Here is a 17,961-nt window from a genome sequence, read left to right as displayed (position 1 = left end):
AGCCGGACGCCCTACCGCCTGGCCGCCGACGAGGCTGGTGGTGCCCAGGCCGGGTCGTAGCGTGGATGGGCGGCGTAGGCCGCCGCCCATCCACGGATCAGGTGCAGGCAAGTTCCAGGTCAGTTCCAGGTCAGTTCCAGGTCAGTCCCAGGTCAGCGCCCCGCCGCTCTGGTACTCGATGACCCGGGTCTCGAAGAAGTTCTTCTCCTTCTTGAGGTCCATCATTTCCGACATCCAGGGGAAGGGGTTCTCGGTCACGGCAAACACCGGTGTCAACCCGATCTGGACACACCGCCGGTTGGTGACGAACCGCATGTACTTCTCACACAGGCCCGCGTTGAGGCCGAGCATGCCGTGCGGCAGGGTGTCGCGTCCGTAGGCGATCTCGAGTTCGCACGCCTCGGCGAGCATCCTGCGGATCTCCTCCTGGAACGCCGGGGTCCACAGGTGAGGGTTCTCGATCTTGATCTGGTTGATCGTGTCGATGCCGAAGTTCAGGTGGATCGACTCGTCCCGCAGGATGTACTGGTACTGCTCGGCGATGCCGACCATCTTGTTGCGGCGGCCGAGGGAGAGGATCTGCGCGAATCCGGTGTAGAACCACATTCCCTCGAAGACGACGTAGAACGCCACCAGGTCGCGCAGGAACGCCTGGTCGCGTTCGGGGGTGCCCGTACGAAACGACGGGTCCTCCAGGTGCCGGGTGTACTCCAGTGCCCACGCCGCCTTGTCGGTGATCGAGGGCACCTCGCGGTACATGTTGAACAACTCACCCTCGTCCAGGCCGAGACTTTCGCAGACGTACTCGAACGTGTGCGTGTGCACGGCCTCCTCGAAGGCCTGGCGCAGGAGGTACTGCCGGCACTCGGGGTTGGTGAGGTGCCGGTAGACCGCGAGCACGATGTTGTTGGCGACCAGCGACTCCGACGTGGCGAAGAAGCCGAGATTGCGTTTGATCATCAGGCGCTCGTCGGCGGTCAGCCCCTCCGGCGACTTCCACAGGGCGATGTCGGCCTGCATGGAGACCTCGGTCGGCATCCAGTGGTTGTTGCAGCCGGCGAGGTACTTCTCCCATGCCCACTTGTACTTCAGGGGCAACAGCTGGTTGACGTCCGCCCGCGCGTTGATCATCGCCTTGTCGTCCACGCTGACGCGGGCCGCGTGCCGGTCGATGTGTCCCAGACCGGTCGGGTCAGTCCTGTTCATGGTTCTCCACACCTCACGGGGACGCTTACTGGCAGGCTTCGCAGTCGGGATCGCTGATCACACAGAACGCCGTGTCAGACGGCGGCGGCACCGTGATGCCGGCCGGGGTGACGACGGGTGCCGGCGACACCGCGTTCAGCTTGCCGTCCGTGCCGCGAAGGGTGCTCTTCTCCACGTGCGTGGCGCTCTGGGACCGCAGGTAGTACGTCGTCTTCAGTCCCCGGCGCCAGGCCAGCCGGTAGAGCGCGTCCAGTTGCAGCCCGCTCGGTGAGGCGACGTAGAGGTTCAGCGCCTGGGCCTGGTCGAGCCACTTCTGGCGCCGGGCCGCCGCCTCCACCAGCCAGGCCGGGTCGACCTCGAACGCCGTCGCGTACAGGGCCTTCAGGTCGGCCGGCACCCGGTCGATGGGGGCGACACTTCCGTCGTAGTACTTGAGGTCGCTCACCATCACCTCGTCCCACAGCCCGCGGGCCTTGAGGTCACGGACGAGGTGGGGGTTGATCGCGGTGAAGTCACCGGACATGTTCGACTTGACGAACAGGTTGCGGTACAGCGGCTCGATGGACTGCCCCACGCCACAGATGTTGGAGATCGTCGCTGTCGGCGCGATCGCCATCACGTTGGAGTTGCGCATGCCGGTGGTGCGAACCTGACGGCGCAGGCTGTCCCAGTCCAGCCGGCTGGAGCGGTCCAGGTCGAGCTTGTCGTCGCGGGCCTGGGCGAGCAGGGCGAGGGAGTCGATGGGCAGAATCCCTCTGCTCCACAGGGATCCCGGAAAGGACTCGTAGGTTCCGCGTTCGGCTGCCAGGTCACTGGAGGCGGCGATGGCCTCGTAGCTGAAGATCTCGGTCGTGGTGTCGGCGAACTCCACCGCGGCGTCGGAGGCGATCGGGATCCGCAGCGTGAACAACGCGTCCTGCACGCCCATCAGGCCGAGGCCGATCGGCCGGTGCCGCCGGTTGGACTCACCGGCCTGCGGGATGGTGTAGAAGTTCACGTCGATGACGTTGTCCAGCATGCGCACCGCCGTGCGCACCGTCCACGCCAGATGCTCGTGGTCGACGCCGTTCGCGGTGACGTGGTTGGCCAGGTTGACCGAGCCGAGGTTGCAGACCGCCACCTCGGCGGTCGAGGTGTTCAGCGTGATCTCGGTGCACAGGTTGGAGGAGTGCACCACACCCGCGTGCTGTTGCGGGGAGCGCAGGTTGCACGGGTCCTTGAACGTGATCCACGGGTGCCCGGTCTCGAACAGCATGGTGAGCATCCGCCGCCACAGCTCGACCGCCCGCAACCGGCGGAACACCCTGATCTCGCCGCGGTCCGCCCGGGCCTCGTACTCGGCGTACCGCTCGGCGAACGCCCGTCCGTACAGGTCGTGCAGGTCCGGGACCTCGTCGGGGGAGAACAACGTCCACTGGGCGTCTGCCTCGACCCGCTGGAGGAACAGGTCCGGTATCCAGTTCGCGGTGTTCATGTCGTGGGTGCGCCGGCGTTCGTCGCCGGTGTTCTTGCGCAGGTCGAGGAACTCCTCGATGTCGATGTGCCAGGTCTCGAGGTAGGCACAGGCCGCGCCCTTGCGCTTGCCGCCCTGGTTGACCGCGACCGCGGTGTCGTTGGCGATCTTCAGGAACGGCACGACGCCCTGGGACTGGCCGTTGGTTCCCTTGATGTAGGCGCCCATCCCGCGCACCGGTGTCCAGTCGTTGCCCAGTCCGCCGGCGTACTTCGACAGCATCGCGTTGTTCCGGATGCCGGTGAAGATGCCCTCCAGGTCGTCCGACACCGTGGTGAGGAAGCACGACGACAGCTGGGGCCTGGTGGTTCCGGCGTTGAACAACGTCGGCGTGGAGCACATGAAGTCGAACGACGACAGCATCTCGTAGAACTCGATCGCCCGCCGCTCCCGGTCGTCCTCGCGCAGCGCGAGCCCCATCGCGACCCGCATGAAGAACGCCTGCGGCAGTTCGAACCGCGTACCGTCGCTGTGCAGGAAGTAGCGGTCGTAGAGCGTCTGCAGCCCGAGGAACTGGAACGCCGGGTCCCGGCCCGGCCGCAGCGCGGCACCCAGCCGGTCCAGGTCGAACCTCGCGAGCTCGGGGTCCAGCAGTTCCAGCCGCACCGCACGCTGGACGTACTCGCGGAAGTACGCCGGATAGCGCGGGACCATCTCCTCCTGGCTCGCCTCGTCCGGCCTGCCGCGCAGGAACGACAGGGCCTCCCGGCGCAGCTTGTCCAGCAGCAGCCGGCCGCTGACGAGCGAGTACTCCGGGTCGGTCTCCACGAAGGTTCGGGCGGCCATCACCAGCGCGAGTTCGAGTTCGTGCTGGCTCATCCCGTCGTAGAGGTTGCGGGACACCTCGGTGAGCACCAACTCGGCCGAGGTGGCCGGCAGCCCGTGGCAGGCCTCCTCGACGATCCGGGTGAGCCGGACGTCGTCGAGCGGGTGGAGCTCTCCGTCGGCGCCCTTGACGTGCATGGAGACTTCGGCAGGCTCGACCTCGACGGCGGGTTCGCGTTCCAGCCGGGCGCGGGTGTGCTCCTCGCGGTACAGCACGTACGCCCGGGCGACGCGGTGGTTGCCCGACCGCATCAGGGCGAGCTCCACCTGGTCTTGGATGTCCTCGATGTGGAAGATCCGGCCCAGGTCGGGGTGCCGGGTCAGCGAGGCGACCACCTGCCGGGTGAGCAGGTCGACGGTCTCGTGGACGCGGGAGGACGCCCCGGCGTCGGGTCCCTCCACCGCGAGGAACGCCTTCGACATGGCCACCGCGATCTTCGCCGGGTCGAACGGCGAGATGCTGCCGTCGCGGCGGACCACCTGGCGTTCGTCGGTGTCGGGGGCAGGCGGTGGCGGGACGGACACGCCTTCGGCCGGGGAGCCGATCGCGGAATCGGCGACGGGGTCTGGTCCATCGTGCATGGTTGCGTGCGTGGTGTCGTGCGTGGACACGGGCTCTCTCTCCTCGCGAGCGGAATGACGTCGGCCTCCGGCCGCGAAAGGCGAGCGGGGTCAACCGGCGCCGGTGGTGCGGCGCCGGGTCGACCCAGGCCTGTGCAGGTCACGCGGGGGGCGTCGGGCTCACTGCGCCCGTACCCGCCCTGCATGACCATTTACCCTCGCGGCCGTCGGATCGGCGTACGCCCGTGTGGGGGCGTGCGCCGACCGCAGGTCCAAAGAAGTGCCGGCGGCCTCGGGCACGCGTCGCGCGTCACGCATCCGCCGCGATCACCAGCACGGAGAGACTACATGTTGTGGTTCTCAATCCGATGCAACCCAACATCCGGTGTGTCGCGGCGTTCTGGTCGTCCGACATGGGACGAACGCTGGTGACCTCGGAACGAAGATCATTACTGTGCGAGCGACCCCGACCGGAGGCGACGAAGGGAACCGTTCGCGATGACCGAGGCACGGTCCGGGATCTCCCGGCGGCAGGCGATGAGTCGGATGGCATGGGCGGGTGCCGGTGTCCTAGGCCTGGGTGCGGTCGACCTGGCCCGGCCGCCTTCCGCGCAGGCGGCAGGGGGGTCACGCAGCCTGTTCCCGAAGGGCGTACGGCCGACCCGGCTGCACGCCGTCAGGGAGGGAGCTCTGAGCCCGGCCGAACGCGTGCTCGTCGCGACCTTGCAGGGCCAACTGGCGCGCCCCCGGCCGTACTCGGGCTCTGAGGGGATCTACGTCGACGTGCCCGGCGTCGGGTATCCGGTGTGGCTGGCAGACCTTGCCGACCGCTACGACGTGGAGGTGGTCGAGGCGGCCGGCGCCTGGGAGCTGGTCGACCGCTTCGCGCGGCCGGGCACGGCCGGGCGGACGCTGGACCGCTACGTCCTCTACCGCGACGGCGACGGGTCGGTCAACGTGGCTACCAGCGTGGCCGGTCTCCTCGGGGCCGTCGCGGTGGAGGAGAGCCTGGAGCCGTCGGTACGTGCCCACCGGATGCGGCGGGTCCTCGACGTGCGTGGGCGGGACGACCACTGGGTGAAGAACACGTTCTGGAACCGGCTGCGCCACGACGTCGCGATCGAGCAGAAGGCGGACTTCGCCAACCAGCTGCGTGACTACGCCACCATGGCCGGCGCGTTCGTGTTCTTCGACGGCAACTCCGACTTCCGCGCCGAGGTCGTGGGCGACCTGGATCCGGACGCGGCCGTGATCGGCTGGGGTGACGCGTCCAAGGGGGAGGACGCGTTCGTCTCCGTCTCCTCCCGAGCCGGCGTCCGGACGATCGCCGCCGACCACGCCCGCAACCTCGCGCCACTGTCCGGAATCACCCTCGACTCCGTGCGTCAACATCCGCTTGACGAAGTGCCGGCACCGCCGCAGGGCACCCACCACGTGGCGTTCCTCGTCACCGACGGAGACAACGTGCAGTGGCTGCTCGGCGACTTCCAGAGCGATCGCAGGTGGTACGGCAGTCCGTCGCGCGGGTCCCTCGACCTCGGTTGGGCCGTCGCGCCGGGACTGGTCGACCTCGCGCCCTCGGTGCTCCGGTGGTACTACGACCACGCGGCCGACGGTGAGCACCGCGACCGGTTCGTGGTCGGCCCCTCCGGTGGCGGCTACCTCTATCCCAGCAGGTACCCGAGGGCCGACCTCGACCTGCACACCGACCGGCTGGCCGGCCAGATGCGCCGGGCCGACCTCGGCGTCGTGCAGATCCTCGACTTCGAGTCGATGGACGACACGTCGCTGTGGTCGAGTTACCTGCGCCACGACCAGATCGAGGGACTGGTGTATCTCGAGTACTCCCGCTACGACGCCGGACGTGGCCGGGTGGTGTGGGTGAACGACAAGCCGGTCGTCGCTCCGCGCGCCATGTTGTGGCAGGGGCTGTCCGGCGCCGACGAGGCCAGTGTGGCCGCGACGGTGAACGACGCGGGCCGCGATCCCACCAGCGTCGACGCGTACTCGTTGGTGATCTGGCACGCGTGGAGCAAGAGTGTGGACGACGTGCGGTCGGTCGTCAACCAGCTGGCGCCACACGTACGGGTGGTGACGCCGGACGTGCTCGTACGGATGATGGCCGCGAACGTGCACCGCTGAGCGTCCTGCCGGATGCCGCCTGCCGGGCGGGCGGCGTCCGAAAACGGAAGCGCGCGGGGCAATCGCCGAATGGGGATTGCGCGATCGTGTCGGCTATAGGATCGTGTGTCCACGATCGAGGGTTCTCCTCGAACGCGCTTCTTCTTCTCAAGCCCTTCGCGGGGCCTACCTGAAGTCTCGATGCTCCTTACCTGAAAAGAGCGCGGCATGGGCGCACGTGCACGGGTGTCACTGGGTGGGCGAGGTGGGAACGTCGTGCTGCCCAGGCGGCAGAACCTCGCCGAGGGCGTCTACGAAGCGCTCAAGGAAATGATCATGGACGGCGTCTACAACCAGGGCGCCCGGATCAACATCGACGAGGCGGCACGTGCACTGGAGGTCTCCCAGTCACCGGTCCGCGAGGCGCTGGTCCGGCTGGAGTCGGAGGGGCTGGTCATCAAGGAGCCCTTCCGGGGCTACTCGACCGCGCCACTGCTCAGCAAGGCGGAGTTCGAGGACCTCTTCGAGTTCCGGTTCGTGGTGGAGCCGTGGGCGGCCGCCCACGCCGCCGCCGCGATCGACGACGACAAGGCCGCGCTCCTCACCAAGGAGCTGGCCTCGACACCCAGTGCGCCGAAGGGAACGTCCTACCAGGACTACCAACGGATGGCCTCGCACGACCACCGGTTGCACGACCTCATCCAGCAACTCGGAGGCAACGTCCGGATGCGGGCGGCGTTCACCAGAACGCACTGTCATCTGCACATCATCCGCCTCAACTACGGGGCGGGGATGGGGTCGGCCGCCTTACGCGAACACCGAGCCCTCGTCAGTGCCATCACCAGCGGCGACGCCGACGCCGCCGAGACCGCCATGCGGACGCACCTGGAAGCCTCCAGGTCCAGGCTAGCGCCCTTGTACGACAGGAGTTCTGATCGCCCGAGCGTGGGAGGCGGCTGAAGATGCGGCAGCTTCCCAGGTCCTCGGTGCGGCGCAGACTCTAGGCTCTCGTCGCAGCTGAACGACCGAATCTGGCAATCGCTTTCCCGGCTGTTGGTTCCTACACGGTTCACGTTGTTTCCACGGGGATGTTCGACACTTGCCGAATTCGTGAACGCCGTACCCGCGCGCTCACTTCTTCGGTGCCTGCGCCGGCGGACCGGATCGGTCCGGCCCGCCGGATTCGCTCCAACCGGCCCGCCCGACGCGGAGGGCGGCAGTTCATCGTTCCTGGGTGCAGAGGAGTAAGTGCAATGGCGGTAGATGAAAGGCCCGAGGCGAGCCCGTTGGCAGGGCCGGAACACAGCCAGGGCTCGTCCCGGCGACAGTTCGTCACCCGGGCGGTCGGCGTGGGATTGTCGGCGGCCGCCGCGGGCCCGGTTCTCGCCGCGTGCAGCAGTGGCGGGGACGGCGGCTCCAAGGACGCTGCTGTCAAGGATCCCTTGGCGGCCAAGGGCGGACCGAAGACCACGCCGAATCCCGACGTGATCTATCCGGAGGGATACGTCGGCCCGCGCGCGTCGAAGAAGGCGATGCTGGTCAAGGAGAAGGTGACGCTGCGGGTCGTCGTGCCGCAGAACGTCTCGGTCGGAGACTGGGCCAAGAACGACTACACCAAGTGGTACGAGAAGACCACCAACGTGGCCATCAAGTGGCAGGTGGTGGCCGGCGGGGACGACGCGATGACCAAGGTCAACGCGATGATCGCCTCCGGGGACATCCCCGACGTCTTCATGAACATCAACTTCACCAACGCCCAGCAGCTGCTGTACGGGTCGCAGGGGCTGTTCGTGCCGCTGAACAAGCTGATCGACGAGTACACCGTCGAGACCAAGCGGATCTTCAAGGACTACCCGGACGCCAAGAGCCTCCTCACCTCCACCGACGGCAACATCTACTCGATGCCGTACGTCAACGACTGCTTCCACTGCAACTGCGGCAACCAGCGGATGTGGATCTACAAGCCCTGGCTGGACAAGCTGGGCCTGGACATGCCCCAGACGCTGGACGAGTTCGAGGCGGTCCTGAAGGCATTCAAGGACCGCGACCCCAACGGCAACGGCAAGCGCGACGAGGTGCCGTTGATGTCCAGCAAGGACGACGCGCTGGACACGTACTTCATGAGCCCGTTCATGTACAACCCGGGCGAGCCGTGGCTGGTGCTGAACGACGGCAAGGTCGACGTGACCTTCAACAAGCCGGAGTGGCGCGAGGGCCTGCGGTACATGAACAAGCTGTACAAGCAGGGCCTGCTCGCGCGGCAGTCGTTCACCCAGGACGGAGACCAGCTGCGGCGCGTCGGTGACCACAAGGGCGAACCGATCCTGGGCGCGACCAGAACGTGGTACTGGGGCAGCTTCGCCACCCTGAACGACGACGACCCCAAGGCACGCTGGCGCGACTACGTTGCCGTACCCATCCCGAAGGGGCCGGACGGACAGCGGCACGCGACCTGGAACTACTACGGCGCCGTCACCGGTGGCGCGTTCGTCGTGACCAAGGCGTGCAAGAACCCCGCCGTCGCGGTGCAGTGGGCCGACGGGCAGTACGAGCTGGAGTCCATCATGCGCGCCTACAGCGGCGACCTGGACAAGGGCTGGCGCTGGGCGAAGAAGGGTGAGGTCGGCATCAACGGCAAGCAGGCCGTGTGGACCACCCTCGGCACCTGGCCGCCGCCCGACGGCCAGTGGTGGGGTCAGCTGGGACTGGGTTACCGCTCCAACGACTACCGCCTCGGTGAGGTGGCCGACCCGAAGAACCCGACGTTCGAGAAGCCGTTGTACGAGGAGAGCAAGCAGGCCTACTACGCGGACAAGATCGACAAGTCGGTCCAGCTTCCGCCGCTGTACCTCGACGAGGAGCAGGCCGCGCAGACCGGCGAGCTCAGCCTCACGCTCTCCAACTATGTCAAGCAGTCCCTGTCGAAGTTCGTCCTCGGTCAGTGGAACGTCGACGACGACGCCGCGTGGAAGAACTACCTGTCGACCCTGGAGCGGATGGGGACCCCGCAGTACGTCGACATCAACCAGAAGGCGTACGAGGCGAAGTACAAGTAGGCCCGCGTCGGCCAACCCAGACTCGGTGCGGGCGGGTCGCCGGAGTGCCCCCGGTGACCCGTCCGCACCGACCGGCTCGTGAACGAGGAGGAATGTGAGTATGGCGGTGACGGCACTGAAGGAGACCCGGTCCGACCGGATCTTCAACGTCTGCAACATCGCCGTCCTGGGGTTGTTCCTGGTAGCCGTGCTGTATCCGCTGGTCTACATCCTCAGCGCGTCGTTCAGCTCGGCCCAGGCGATCAGCTCCGGGCAGGTGTGGTTGTGGCCGGTGGACTTCAACCTCGAGGGATACAAGGCGATCTTCGAGTACAAGTCGATCGTCACCGGTTTCCTCAACTCGGTCTTCTACGCGGTGGTCGGCACGCTGATCAACGTGACCATGACGCTGCTCGCGGCCTACCCGTTGTCGAGGCGGGACCTGTACGGCCGCAACGGCTTCATGTTCCTGTTCGTCTTCACCATGCTGTTCAGCGGCGGCATGATCCCGACGTACCTCGTGGTCCACGAACTGGGGCTGCTCAACACCCGTTGGGCGCTGATCCTGCCGACCGCGATGGCGGTGTGGAACATGATCATCACCCGGACCTACTACCAGGTGACGATCCCGCACGAGTTGCTGGAGGCGGCCCGCATCGACGGGTGTGACGACTTCAGGTTCTTCACCCGGATCGTGCTGCCGCTGTCGAAGCCGATCATCGCGGTCAACGCGCTTCTGTACGCGGTTGGGCACTGGAACCAGTTCTTCAACGCCCTCATCTACCTCACCGACGAGTCGCTGTTCCCACTGCAGCTGGTGTTGCGCGAGGTCCTGGTGAAGAACTCCATCGACCCCTCCCAGATCCAGGACGCCGCGGAACTGATGCGGGTCCAGGAACTGCGGGACCTGCTGAAGTACTCGTTGATCGTGATCGCCAGCGTCCCGCCGCTGCTGGCGTATCCGTTCGTGCAGCGGCACTTCGTCAAGGGCGTGATGATCGGCTCGCTCAAGGGCTGACCGGTCTCCAGAGAACGGACGGGAGTACGACGTGACAGACACACTTACCGACCGCCGGGAGATCGCGGAGTCCGGTCAGCGTGGGCCGACGCGGTTCGATCGGCGGTCGCGCCTGGAGATGACGCTCCGGCGGATCGGGCACGGCTGGCAGCTCTACCTCATGCTGTTGCTGCCGGTCGTCTACATCATCATCTTCCAGTACTGGCCGATGTACGGCGTGCAGATCGCCTTCCGCAACTACAACGTCGTCCAGGGCATCACCGGGAGCCCGTGGGTCGGGTTCGACAACTTCACCCGGTTCATCGAGTCGTACCAGTTCTGGCCGGTGATCCGGAACACCGTCGTCCTGCAGGCGTACGAGCTGGTGGCGACCTTCCCGCTGCCGATCGTCCTCGCGCTCGCACTCAACTACGTGCGGGTCCGCTGGTTCCAGCGCACGGTGCAGATGGTGACGTACGCACCGCACTTCATCTCCACCGTGGTGATCGTCGGCATGCTCTTCGTGCTGCTTGACCCGCGCATCGGCATGGTCAACAACCTGCTCGGACTGTTCGGGATCTCACCGACCGACTTCATGGGCGACCCCGGCCTGTTCCGGCACATCTACGTCTGGTCGGGCGTGTGGCAGAGCCTGGGCTTCTCCGCGATCATCTACCTGGCCGCACTGGCCGGCATCGACCCCGAGTTGCACGAGGCGGCGATCGTCGACGGAGCGACGAAGCTGAAGCGCATCTGGCACATCGACCTGCCCGGTATCGCGCCGATCGCCGTGATCCTGCTGATTCTCAACATCGGTTCGATCCTGAGCATCGGGTTCGAGAAGGTTCTGCTGATGCAGAACAACCTCAACCTGTCCTCCTCGGAAGTGATCGACACCTACGTCTACAAGGTCGGCCTGGCCTCCGACGTGCCGCTGTTCTCCTACGCCGCGGCGATCGGGTTGTTCCGTTCGGTGGTCGGCCTGGTGCTGCTGATCGCGGCCAACCAGCTCGCCCGCAGGTTCGCGAAGTCCAGCCTGTGGTGAGCCGGCGCGGGTAGCCCCCGCCCGCCCCTCGGCGGGGCACACCCGCCGGAGGTCCCCGACTGGCGGACGTTGGGCCCTGGCCAGGGTGGCCACGAGCTGGTCACCCTGGTCGGGAGTCCGTGCTCGGGCGTGCTCCGGCGTGGGGCAGCCGCCGGTGGGGGAGAGGGATGCCATGCGCTATCGCCGTACCTCGCTTCGGTTGCCGGACGAGTTGCCTGTCAACCCCCTCTTTGCGCGGCAGGGCGAGCGGCGGGTGCCGCGGTACTCGCTGGGCACCGACGAGATGCTGCCGGAGACGGCGTACCAGCTGATCCACGACGAGATCCTGCTGGACGGAAACGCCCGGCAGAACCTCGCGACGTTCGTGACCACCTGGATGGAACGCGAGGCCGAACAGCTCTACGCCGAGGCGGCGGACAAGAACATCGTCGACAAGGACGAGTACCCCCTCACCGCGGCGATCGAGGACCGCTGCGTCCACATCATCGCCAACCTCTGGCACGCCCCGGACAGCCACGCGGCGCTGGGCACCTCGACGGTGGGGTCCTCGGAGGCGTGCATGCTGAGCGGGCTCGCGCTCAAGCGGCGATGGCAGCGGGCCCGCGCCGCCCAGGGCAAGCCGGCCGACCGGCCGAACATCGTGTTCAGCTCCGCGGTTCAGGTGGTGTGGGAGAAGTTCGCCAACTACTGGGAGGTGGAGCCGAGGTACGTCCCGGTCACCGCCGAGCGGCCGTGCCTCACCCCGGAGGGCGTGCTCGAGGTGGTGGACGAGAACACCATCGGTGTGGTGGCCGTCCTCGGGATCACCTACACCGGAGCGTACGAGCCGGTGGCCGACATCGCGGCGGCGCTCGACGACCTGCACCAACGCACCGGGCTCGACGTACCGGTGCACGTGGACGCAGCCTCCGGCGGGTTCGTGGCGCCGTTCCTGCATCCCACTCTGCGCTGGGACTTCCGGCTCAACCGGGTGCACTCCATCAACGCCTCCGGCCACAAGTACGGCCTGGTCTACCCAGGTGTGGGTTGGGCGGTGTGGCGGACGAAGGAGTTCGTGCCGGAGGAGCTGGTGTTCAAGGTGGCCTACCTGGGCGGGCAGGAGAGCACCTTCAACCTGAACTTCTCCCGGCCCGGTGCACAGGTGCTGCTGCAGTACTACAACTTCCTGCGGCTGGGCCGGCGCGGGTTCACCAGAGTGCAGCAGGCCACCCACGACGTGGCCGAGACCATCGCCCACGGGCTCGCCGGCATGCGGGCGTTCGAGGTGATGTGGCCGGGCGTCGACCTGCCGGTGGTCTGCTGGCGGCTGGCCGACGGCCACACCGGCAACTGGGACCTGTACGACCTGTCCAACCGGCTGCGCGCCCGCGGCTGGATGGTGCCGGCGTACCCGCTGCCGAAGAACCGCGAGGACGTGGTGGTGATGCGGATCGTCGTACGCAACGGCCTGTCGGGCGACCTCGCCCACCTGCTGCTGGACGACGTGGCGGACGGAGTGAAGTTCCTGGACCGGTTGCGCGAGCGGATGCCGGCCGAGGGCCGTACGACCTCCTCCTTCCACCACTGAGCGCGGCTGATGTCCCTGCGTGTTCCGGACCTCGCTGCCGGACTGGTGTCCGCGGTGCCCCGCCGGGGCCGGACCGCCCGGCGGTGGTGGGTGGGCAACGGCCGGGCGCATGTCGAGGTACGGGGAGTCGACCGGCCAGGCGGCGGGCACCTGGCCGAGGAGTTCGAGCATGCGGTGAAGGTGCTGCCCGGCGTGCGCCGGGCGTGGGTGAACGCGGTGCTGGGCCGGCTGGTCGTGGAGTACGGCGACCACACAGGCGACGGCCAGAACGGTGAGGCCCTGGCCGAGTTCCTCGCCGAGGTTCTGGCCGCCGTCGCGGCCGTGGAGCGTCGGCACGGGCTGGCCGATGAACCCTTCCCGCAGCGCCCGGACCATCCAGGTGACGTGGAGCCGCGCCGGAGGCAGCTGCTCGCGTTCGGCGCAGACGTCGCCGCATTGGGGTTCAGCGTCGCCGGCCGGGCGCTGCGGATCGCCCGGCTGCCCGCGGAGGTGCCGACCCTCGTCAGCCTGATCGACTCCACCCCGCGGCTGCGACGGGAGTGGGAACGCCTCCTCGGCCGAGCTGCGGCCGACCTCACGCTGGCTGCCGGGAACGCGGTCACGCAGGGCCTTGCCCAGGGGCCGCTCGGGCTGCTCGTCGACGCCGCCCAGCGGCTGGTGCTGGCCGACGAGGCCGGGCGTCGCCGGCAGGTCTGGGCCGGGCGGGAGGCGGAGCTGAGCGCGGCCGACGACGGGCAGCGGACGCCGCCGTTGGCGTTGCCGCCGCGGCCGGAGCCGCTGCCGCCGGGTCCGGTGGAACGCCTGGCCGACGTCGCCGGGCTGGCGTCGGTGGTGGGGGCCGGTGCCACCTTCCTGGCCACCCGTGACCCGCGGCGGACCATCGCTCTGGTCGGAGCCGGGATCCCCAAGGCGGGCCGGGTGGCCCGGGAGGCGTTCGCGACCGGTGTAAACCGCGCGTTGGCAGCTCGGGGCACGCTGTGCCTGGACCCGGAGGCGCTGCGCCGGCTGGACCGCGTCGACACCGTGGTGCTGGACGCCGCCGTCCTGCGTACCGACGGTTTCGTCCTCGGCCCGCTGACGGTGTGCGGGGAGGGCTCGGCGGAACCGCCAGGCAACGTAGGGACCGCCGGGCACAGTGGGGACGGGCACCGTCCCGACGGCACCGGGACGGCGGGTGAGGCCCGGCTGCGGCTGCGCGCCGAGTCGCTCTTCGACCCCACCGTGCCGCGGACCGTGCACCGGGAGGGCGAGTGGACGCTCGGCCCGCTGGCCGAACTGACTCGCCTCCTGGGGTCGCTTCCGGCGGCGGCACGGGCAGCCGCACGCCGGCTGGCCGGCCGGGGCGCGGTGGCGCTGGGGCTGGTGCGTGCGGGCGAGCTGGTCGCGGTGCTGGCGGCGGAGCCGGAGTTCGCGCCGCTGGCCGACGCCCTGGTGGCGGCCTCGGGCGGCGCGGGTGAGGTGATGGTCGCTGGGCGGGGGAGCGGCGTGGCCGGACGGCTCGGCGTCGAGCGCGTCCTTCCCGCGGGGAACCGGCTGCCCGGCGCGGTTCGTGCGCTACAGGCCGAGGGCCGGGTGGTCGCGCTGGTCGGAGCCGGTCCGGGTGCCGCGCTCGCGGCCGCCGACTGCGGCATCGGCGTACCGCTGCCCGGGCACCGGCCACCGTGGGGCGCCCACCTGCTCAGCGGACCGGGGCTGTCGGACGCCTGTCTGCTGCTGGACGCAGCGACCGCGGCGAAAGCGGTGTCCCGGCGCGGCGCGCTGCTGGCGGGTTACGGCTCGGTCACCGGCGCCCTGCTCGCCGCGCTCGGCCCCGCGGGCGGTGCCACCGAGCGTGCCCTGATCGGTGTCAACGTCGCCGCCGCGGCGGGTTTCGTCTCCGGCACCTGGTCGGCCGCCGCGCTGGCCCGCCGACCGGAGCCCGTACGCACCGACCGCAACCACTGGCACGCCCTGGATGCTTCGGCCGCGCTGCGCCGGCTGCGCAGCACCCCGCGGGGCCTCACCGCGCAGGAGGCGGCCGCCCGGCTCCCGGCCACCTCGGCGGACGGCGACGAACACCCCGCGAACCTTCTCGGCGCCGGCCTGGAGGAGCTGGCCAACCCGCTCACCCCCACTCTCGCGGCCGGAGCCGGGGTCGCCGCGGCGACCGGTTCGGTGTCCGACGCGGCGCTGATCGGTGCGGTGATGGGAGTGAACGCCGTCATCGGCGGCATGCAGCGGGTGGGCACCGACCGCGCGGTGCGGCGACTGGCCGACACCAGCGCGGCCCGGGTACGGGTCCGGCGCGACGGGCAGGAGGTGGAGGTGCCGGCCGACCAGCTCGTGCCCGGTGACGTGGTGGTCCTGCGCGCGGGTGACGCCGTGCCCGCCGACGCCCGCATCCTCACCGAGCGTGCGCTGGAGACCGACGAGTCCAGCCTGACCGGCGAGTCGCAGCTGGTCGGCAAGAGCGCCGAGCCGTGCGCCGCCGCGGATGTCGCCGACCGTTCCAGCATGGTGTACGACGGGACGGTGGTGGCGGCGGGTCGTACGTCCGCGGTCGTCGTGGCGACCGGTGCGGAGACCGAGGCGGGCCGGGGTACCCGCGCGGTGGCGGCCCACCGGCCCGTCGGCGGCGGCGTCCAGGAACGCCTGAACCGCCTTGTGCGGTTGACTGTTCCGGTGTCGCTGGGCAGCGGCGCGGCGCTGGTCGGTGTGGGCCTGCTGCGCGGGCGCAGACTTCGCGACACCCTCGGCACGGCCGTGAGCCTGGCGGTGGCGTCCGTGCCGGAAGGGCTTCCGGTGGTGGCGACCGTGGCGCAACTGGCGTCCGCGCGCCGGCTGTCCACCCGGAACGCGCTGGTCCGCCACCCGCCGACGGTGGAGACGCTCGGCCGGGTGACGACCCTGCTGATGGACAAGACGGGAACGCTCACCGAGGGGAGGATCCGGCTGCGGCGGGTCTCGGACGGCGTCGACGAGGAGTCACTGGACCAGCTCGGCGACCGGGGAGCCCTGGTGCTGGCGGCCGGGTTGCGGGCCAGCCCCGAGCATGTCGCGGGGGAGGTGCCCGCACACCCGACCGACCGGGCGGTGGTGGACGCCGCGCTGGAGGTGGGCGTACGGGCGGACACCGGCGCGGCGGGCTGGACGCTGGTCGACGACGTACCCTTCGAGTCCGGCCGCGGCTATCACGCGGCGCTCGGCGCGACCGACCACGGGCAGCGGCTGGTGGTGAAGGGCGCGCCGGAGATCGTGATCCCGAAGTGCCGAGGATGGCGCCGCGGTGCCGACGTACGTCCGCTGGACGAGGCGGAGCGGGCGAAGGTGGAGGCGAAGGTACATCGCCTTGCCGGGCAGGGATTCCGGGTGCTCGCGGTCGCCGAGCGGGCCGCGTCCGGCCGGCGCGACCTCACCGAGGACCGGGTGGAACGCCTGGACCTGCTCGGGTTCCTCGCCCTCGCCGACCAGGTGCGGCCGACCTCCGCACAGGCGGTCGCGTTGCTGCGCCGGGCCGGAGTCGACGTGGTGATGCTCACTGGCGACCACCCGACGACGGCCGGCTCGATCGCCGCCGAGCTCGGCATCCTCGACGGCGGGCGCGTACTCACCGGCACCGACCTGGACGGCCACGACGACGCCTCGCTGGCCGCCGTACTGCCCGGGGTGTCGGTGGTCGCTCGGGTGACGCCGGCGCAGAAGGTACGCGTGGTCCAGGCGCTGCAGTCCATCGGCCGTACGGTCGCGATGGCCGGTGACGGCTCGAACGACGCACCGGCGATCCGGCTCGCCGACGTGGGAATCGCCCTCGGCCGCCACGGCACCACCGCCGCCCGGGAGGCCGCCGACCTGGTGGTCACCGACGACCGGCTGGAGACCATCACCGACGCGATCGTCGAGGGCCGGGCGATGTGGGCGTCGGTACGGGACGCGATCGCCGTCCTGGTGGGCGGCAACCTCGGGGAGACGGCGTTCACCCTCGGGGCCGGGCTGCTCTCACCGAGCGGGTCCCCGTTGAACGCCCGGCAGTTGCTGCTGGTCAACCTGTTCACCGACGTACTCCCCGCGATGGCGCTGGCGATCCGGCCACCCGCCCACCTCACCCCGGAGGCGTTGCTGCACGAGGGTCCCGACGCCTCGCTCGGAAGCCGACTGGCCCGCGACGTCGCCATCCGGGCAGGCGCCACCGCGGTCGCGGCGTCGGCCGGCTGGGTGGTCGGGAGGGCCACGGGTACGCCGGGCCGAGCCGGCACCATCGCCCTGGTGTCGATGGTCGGCGCCCAGCTCGGACAGACCATCGTGACCGGGTGGCGCAGCCCGCTGGTCGTCGGCGCCGGTGCGGCGTCCTGGCTCGGCCTGGCCACGGTGGTCCAGGTGCCCGGACTCAGCCACTTCTTCGGTTGCCGGCCGCTCGGTCCGGTCGGCTGGGCCACTGCGCTCGGCGCCGCCGGTGTCGGAACGGCTCTGGGCACCGGCCTGGAGGGACTGACCGAGATGGCCGTTCGCCGGTTTTCGGGCGGATTTTCGGGTGGGTTCGCCGGTCCGCTCACCCAGCCTGGGTGAGGTCGCCGGGACGCCGCGCTGCCTAGGGTGTGCAGAACCCGTACGCGACGGAGGTGAGGACCGTGACCGCTGCGCCGACGACAGCCGGCACCGCACCGAGCGCCCGGGCCACCCGGAAGACCGCCGCGAAGAAGACCACCGGCCGGAAGGCCACCGCGAAGAAGACCACCGCCCGGAAGGCCGCCGCGAAGAAGACCGCCGCGAAGAAGACCACCACGAGCGGGACCAGAGCGCCGACGTCGGGCAGTCCGAAGGCGCCGACCCCTGCCCGTCGTACACCCCGGTTCAACCGCCTTGGCGCGGCCGAGCACGCCATCGACAAACACACAGTGAGGATGACGCTGCCGGTCTTCGGCCCGGTCACCCTGCCGGCGACGGAGAGGCTCGCGTTCTACGCCGGCCTCGCTGCTGTCGCCGCACTGGGCATCGTGGACTGGCCGGTGGTGGCGGTGATCTCGGTGGGCCACCTGTTGGCGGAGGACCAGCGCAACCGGCTGCTGCGCGACTTCGGTCTGGCGCTGCAGGAGGCGGCCTGATCGCCGGACCCTG

Annotated in this window: 11 protein-coding genes; 8 read left to right on the top strand and 3 right to left on the bottom strand. The window is 69.5% G+C overall.

Going from position 1 to position 17,961, the window contains the following annotated elements:
* Positions 1 to 141 precede the first annotated feature (141 nt).
* Both BLU27_RS22850 and BLU27_RS22845 read right to left on the bottom strand, forming a co-directional pair.
* A complete protein-coding gene (locus tag BLU27_RS22850) occupies positions 142 to 1,206 on the bottom strand; it encodes a ribonucleotide-diphosphate reductase subunit beta (protein WP_092655713.1) in 1,065 nt (354 codons plus the stop codon).
* A 25-nt stretch (positions 1,207 to 1,231) separates the two neighbouring features.
* Positions 1,232 to 4,126, bottom strand: a complete 2,895-nt coding sequence (locus BLU27_RS22845) for a ribonucleoside-diphosphate reductase subunit alpha (protein ID WP_092658094.1) — start codon at positions 4,124 to 4,126, stop codon at positions 1,232 to 1,234.
* A gap of 477 nt (positions 4,127 to 4,603) precedes the next feature.
* Between BLU27_RS22845 and BLU27_RS22840 the strand changes: the two genes are divergently transcribed.
* The 7 genes from BLU27_RS22840 (at position 4,604) to BLU27_RS22810 (ending at position 17,412) form a co-directional block, all read left to right on the top strand.
* Positions 4,604 to 6,247 (top strand): GxGYxYP domain-containing protein, encoded by a 1,644-nt coding sequence (locus tag BLU27_RS22840; protein WP_092655712.1) that lies wholly within the window; start codon positions 4,604 to 4,606, stop codon positions 6,245 to 6,247.
* A 207-nt stretch (positions 6,248 to 6,454) separates the two neighbouring features.
* Positions 6,455 to 7,186, top strand: coding sequence for a GntR family transcriptional regulator (locus tag BLU27_RS22835; protein WP_092655711.1), 732 nt, complete (start codon positions 6,455 to 6,457; stop codon positions 7,184 to 7,186).
* 293 nt (positions 7,187 to 7,479) lie between these two features.
* Complete coding sequence (locus BLU27_RS22830; protein ID WP_092655710.1) at positions 7,480 to 9,282, top strand: type 2 periplasmic-binding domain-containing protein; 1,803 nt, start codon at positions 7,480 to 7,482, stop codon at positions 9,280 to 9,282.
* Between the two features lie 100 nt (positions 9,283 to 9,382).
* Complete coding sequence (locus BLU27_RS22825; protein WP_092655709.1) at positions 9,383 to 10,279, top strand: carbohydrate ABC transporter permease; 897 nt, start codon at positions 9,383 to 9,385, stop codon at positions 10,277 to 10,279.
* Positions 10,280 to 10,310: 31 nt separating this feature from the next.
* Positions 10,311 to 11,303: an ABC transporter permease gene (locus BLU27_RS22820; RefSeq protein WP_092655708.1), complete on the top strand. Its 993-nt coding sequence runs from the start codon at positions 10,311 to 10,313 to the stop codon at positions 11,301 to 11,303.
* 172 nt (positions 11,304 to 11,475) lie between these two features.
* A complete protein-coding gene (gene gad / locus BLU27_RS22815) occupies positions 11,476 to 12,870 on the top strand; it encodes a glutamate decarboxylase (protein ID WP_092655707.1) in 1,395 nt (464 codons plus the stop codon).
* Between the two features lie 9 nt (positions 12,871 to 12,879).
* Positions 12,880 to 17,412, top strand: coding sequence for a cation-translocating P-type ATPase (locus BLU27_RS22810; RefSeq protein ID WP_092655706.1), 4,533 nt, complete (start codon positions 12,880 to 12,882; stop codon positions 17,410 to 17,412).
* A gap of 22 nt (positions 17,413 to 17,434) precedes the next feature.
* On the opposite strand, the gene BLU27_RS29300 is transcribed toward BLU27_RS22810, so the two are convergent.
* Entirely contained in the window at positions 17,435 to 17,701 is a 267-nt protein-coding gene (locus tag BLU27_RS29300; protein WP_157728765.1) for a hypothetical protein, read from the bottom strand.
* A gap of 46 nt (positions 17,702 to 17,747) precedes the next feature.
* Here BLU27_RS29300 and BLU27_RS22800 point away from each other — a divergent pair, with 46 nt between their 5' ends.
* Entirely contained in the window at positions 17,748 to 17,948 is a 201-nt protein-coding gene (locus BLU27_RS22800; RefSeq protein WP_092658092.1) for a hypothetical protein, read from the top strand.
* Positions 17,949 to 17,961 lie beyond the last annotated feature (13 nt).

This window comes from Actinopolymorpha singaporensis (genome assembly GCF_900104745.1).
GTDB lineage: Bacteria > Actinomycetota > Actinomycetes > Propionibacteriales > Actinopolymorphaceae > Actinopolymorpha > Actinopolymorpha singaporensis.
The sequence above is the reverse complement of the archived record's forward strand: the minus strand, read 5'-3'. Positions and strand labels throughout refer to the sequence as shown.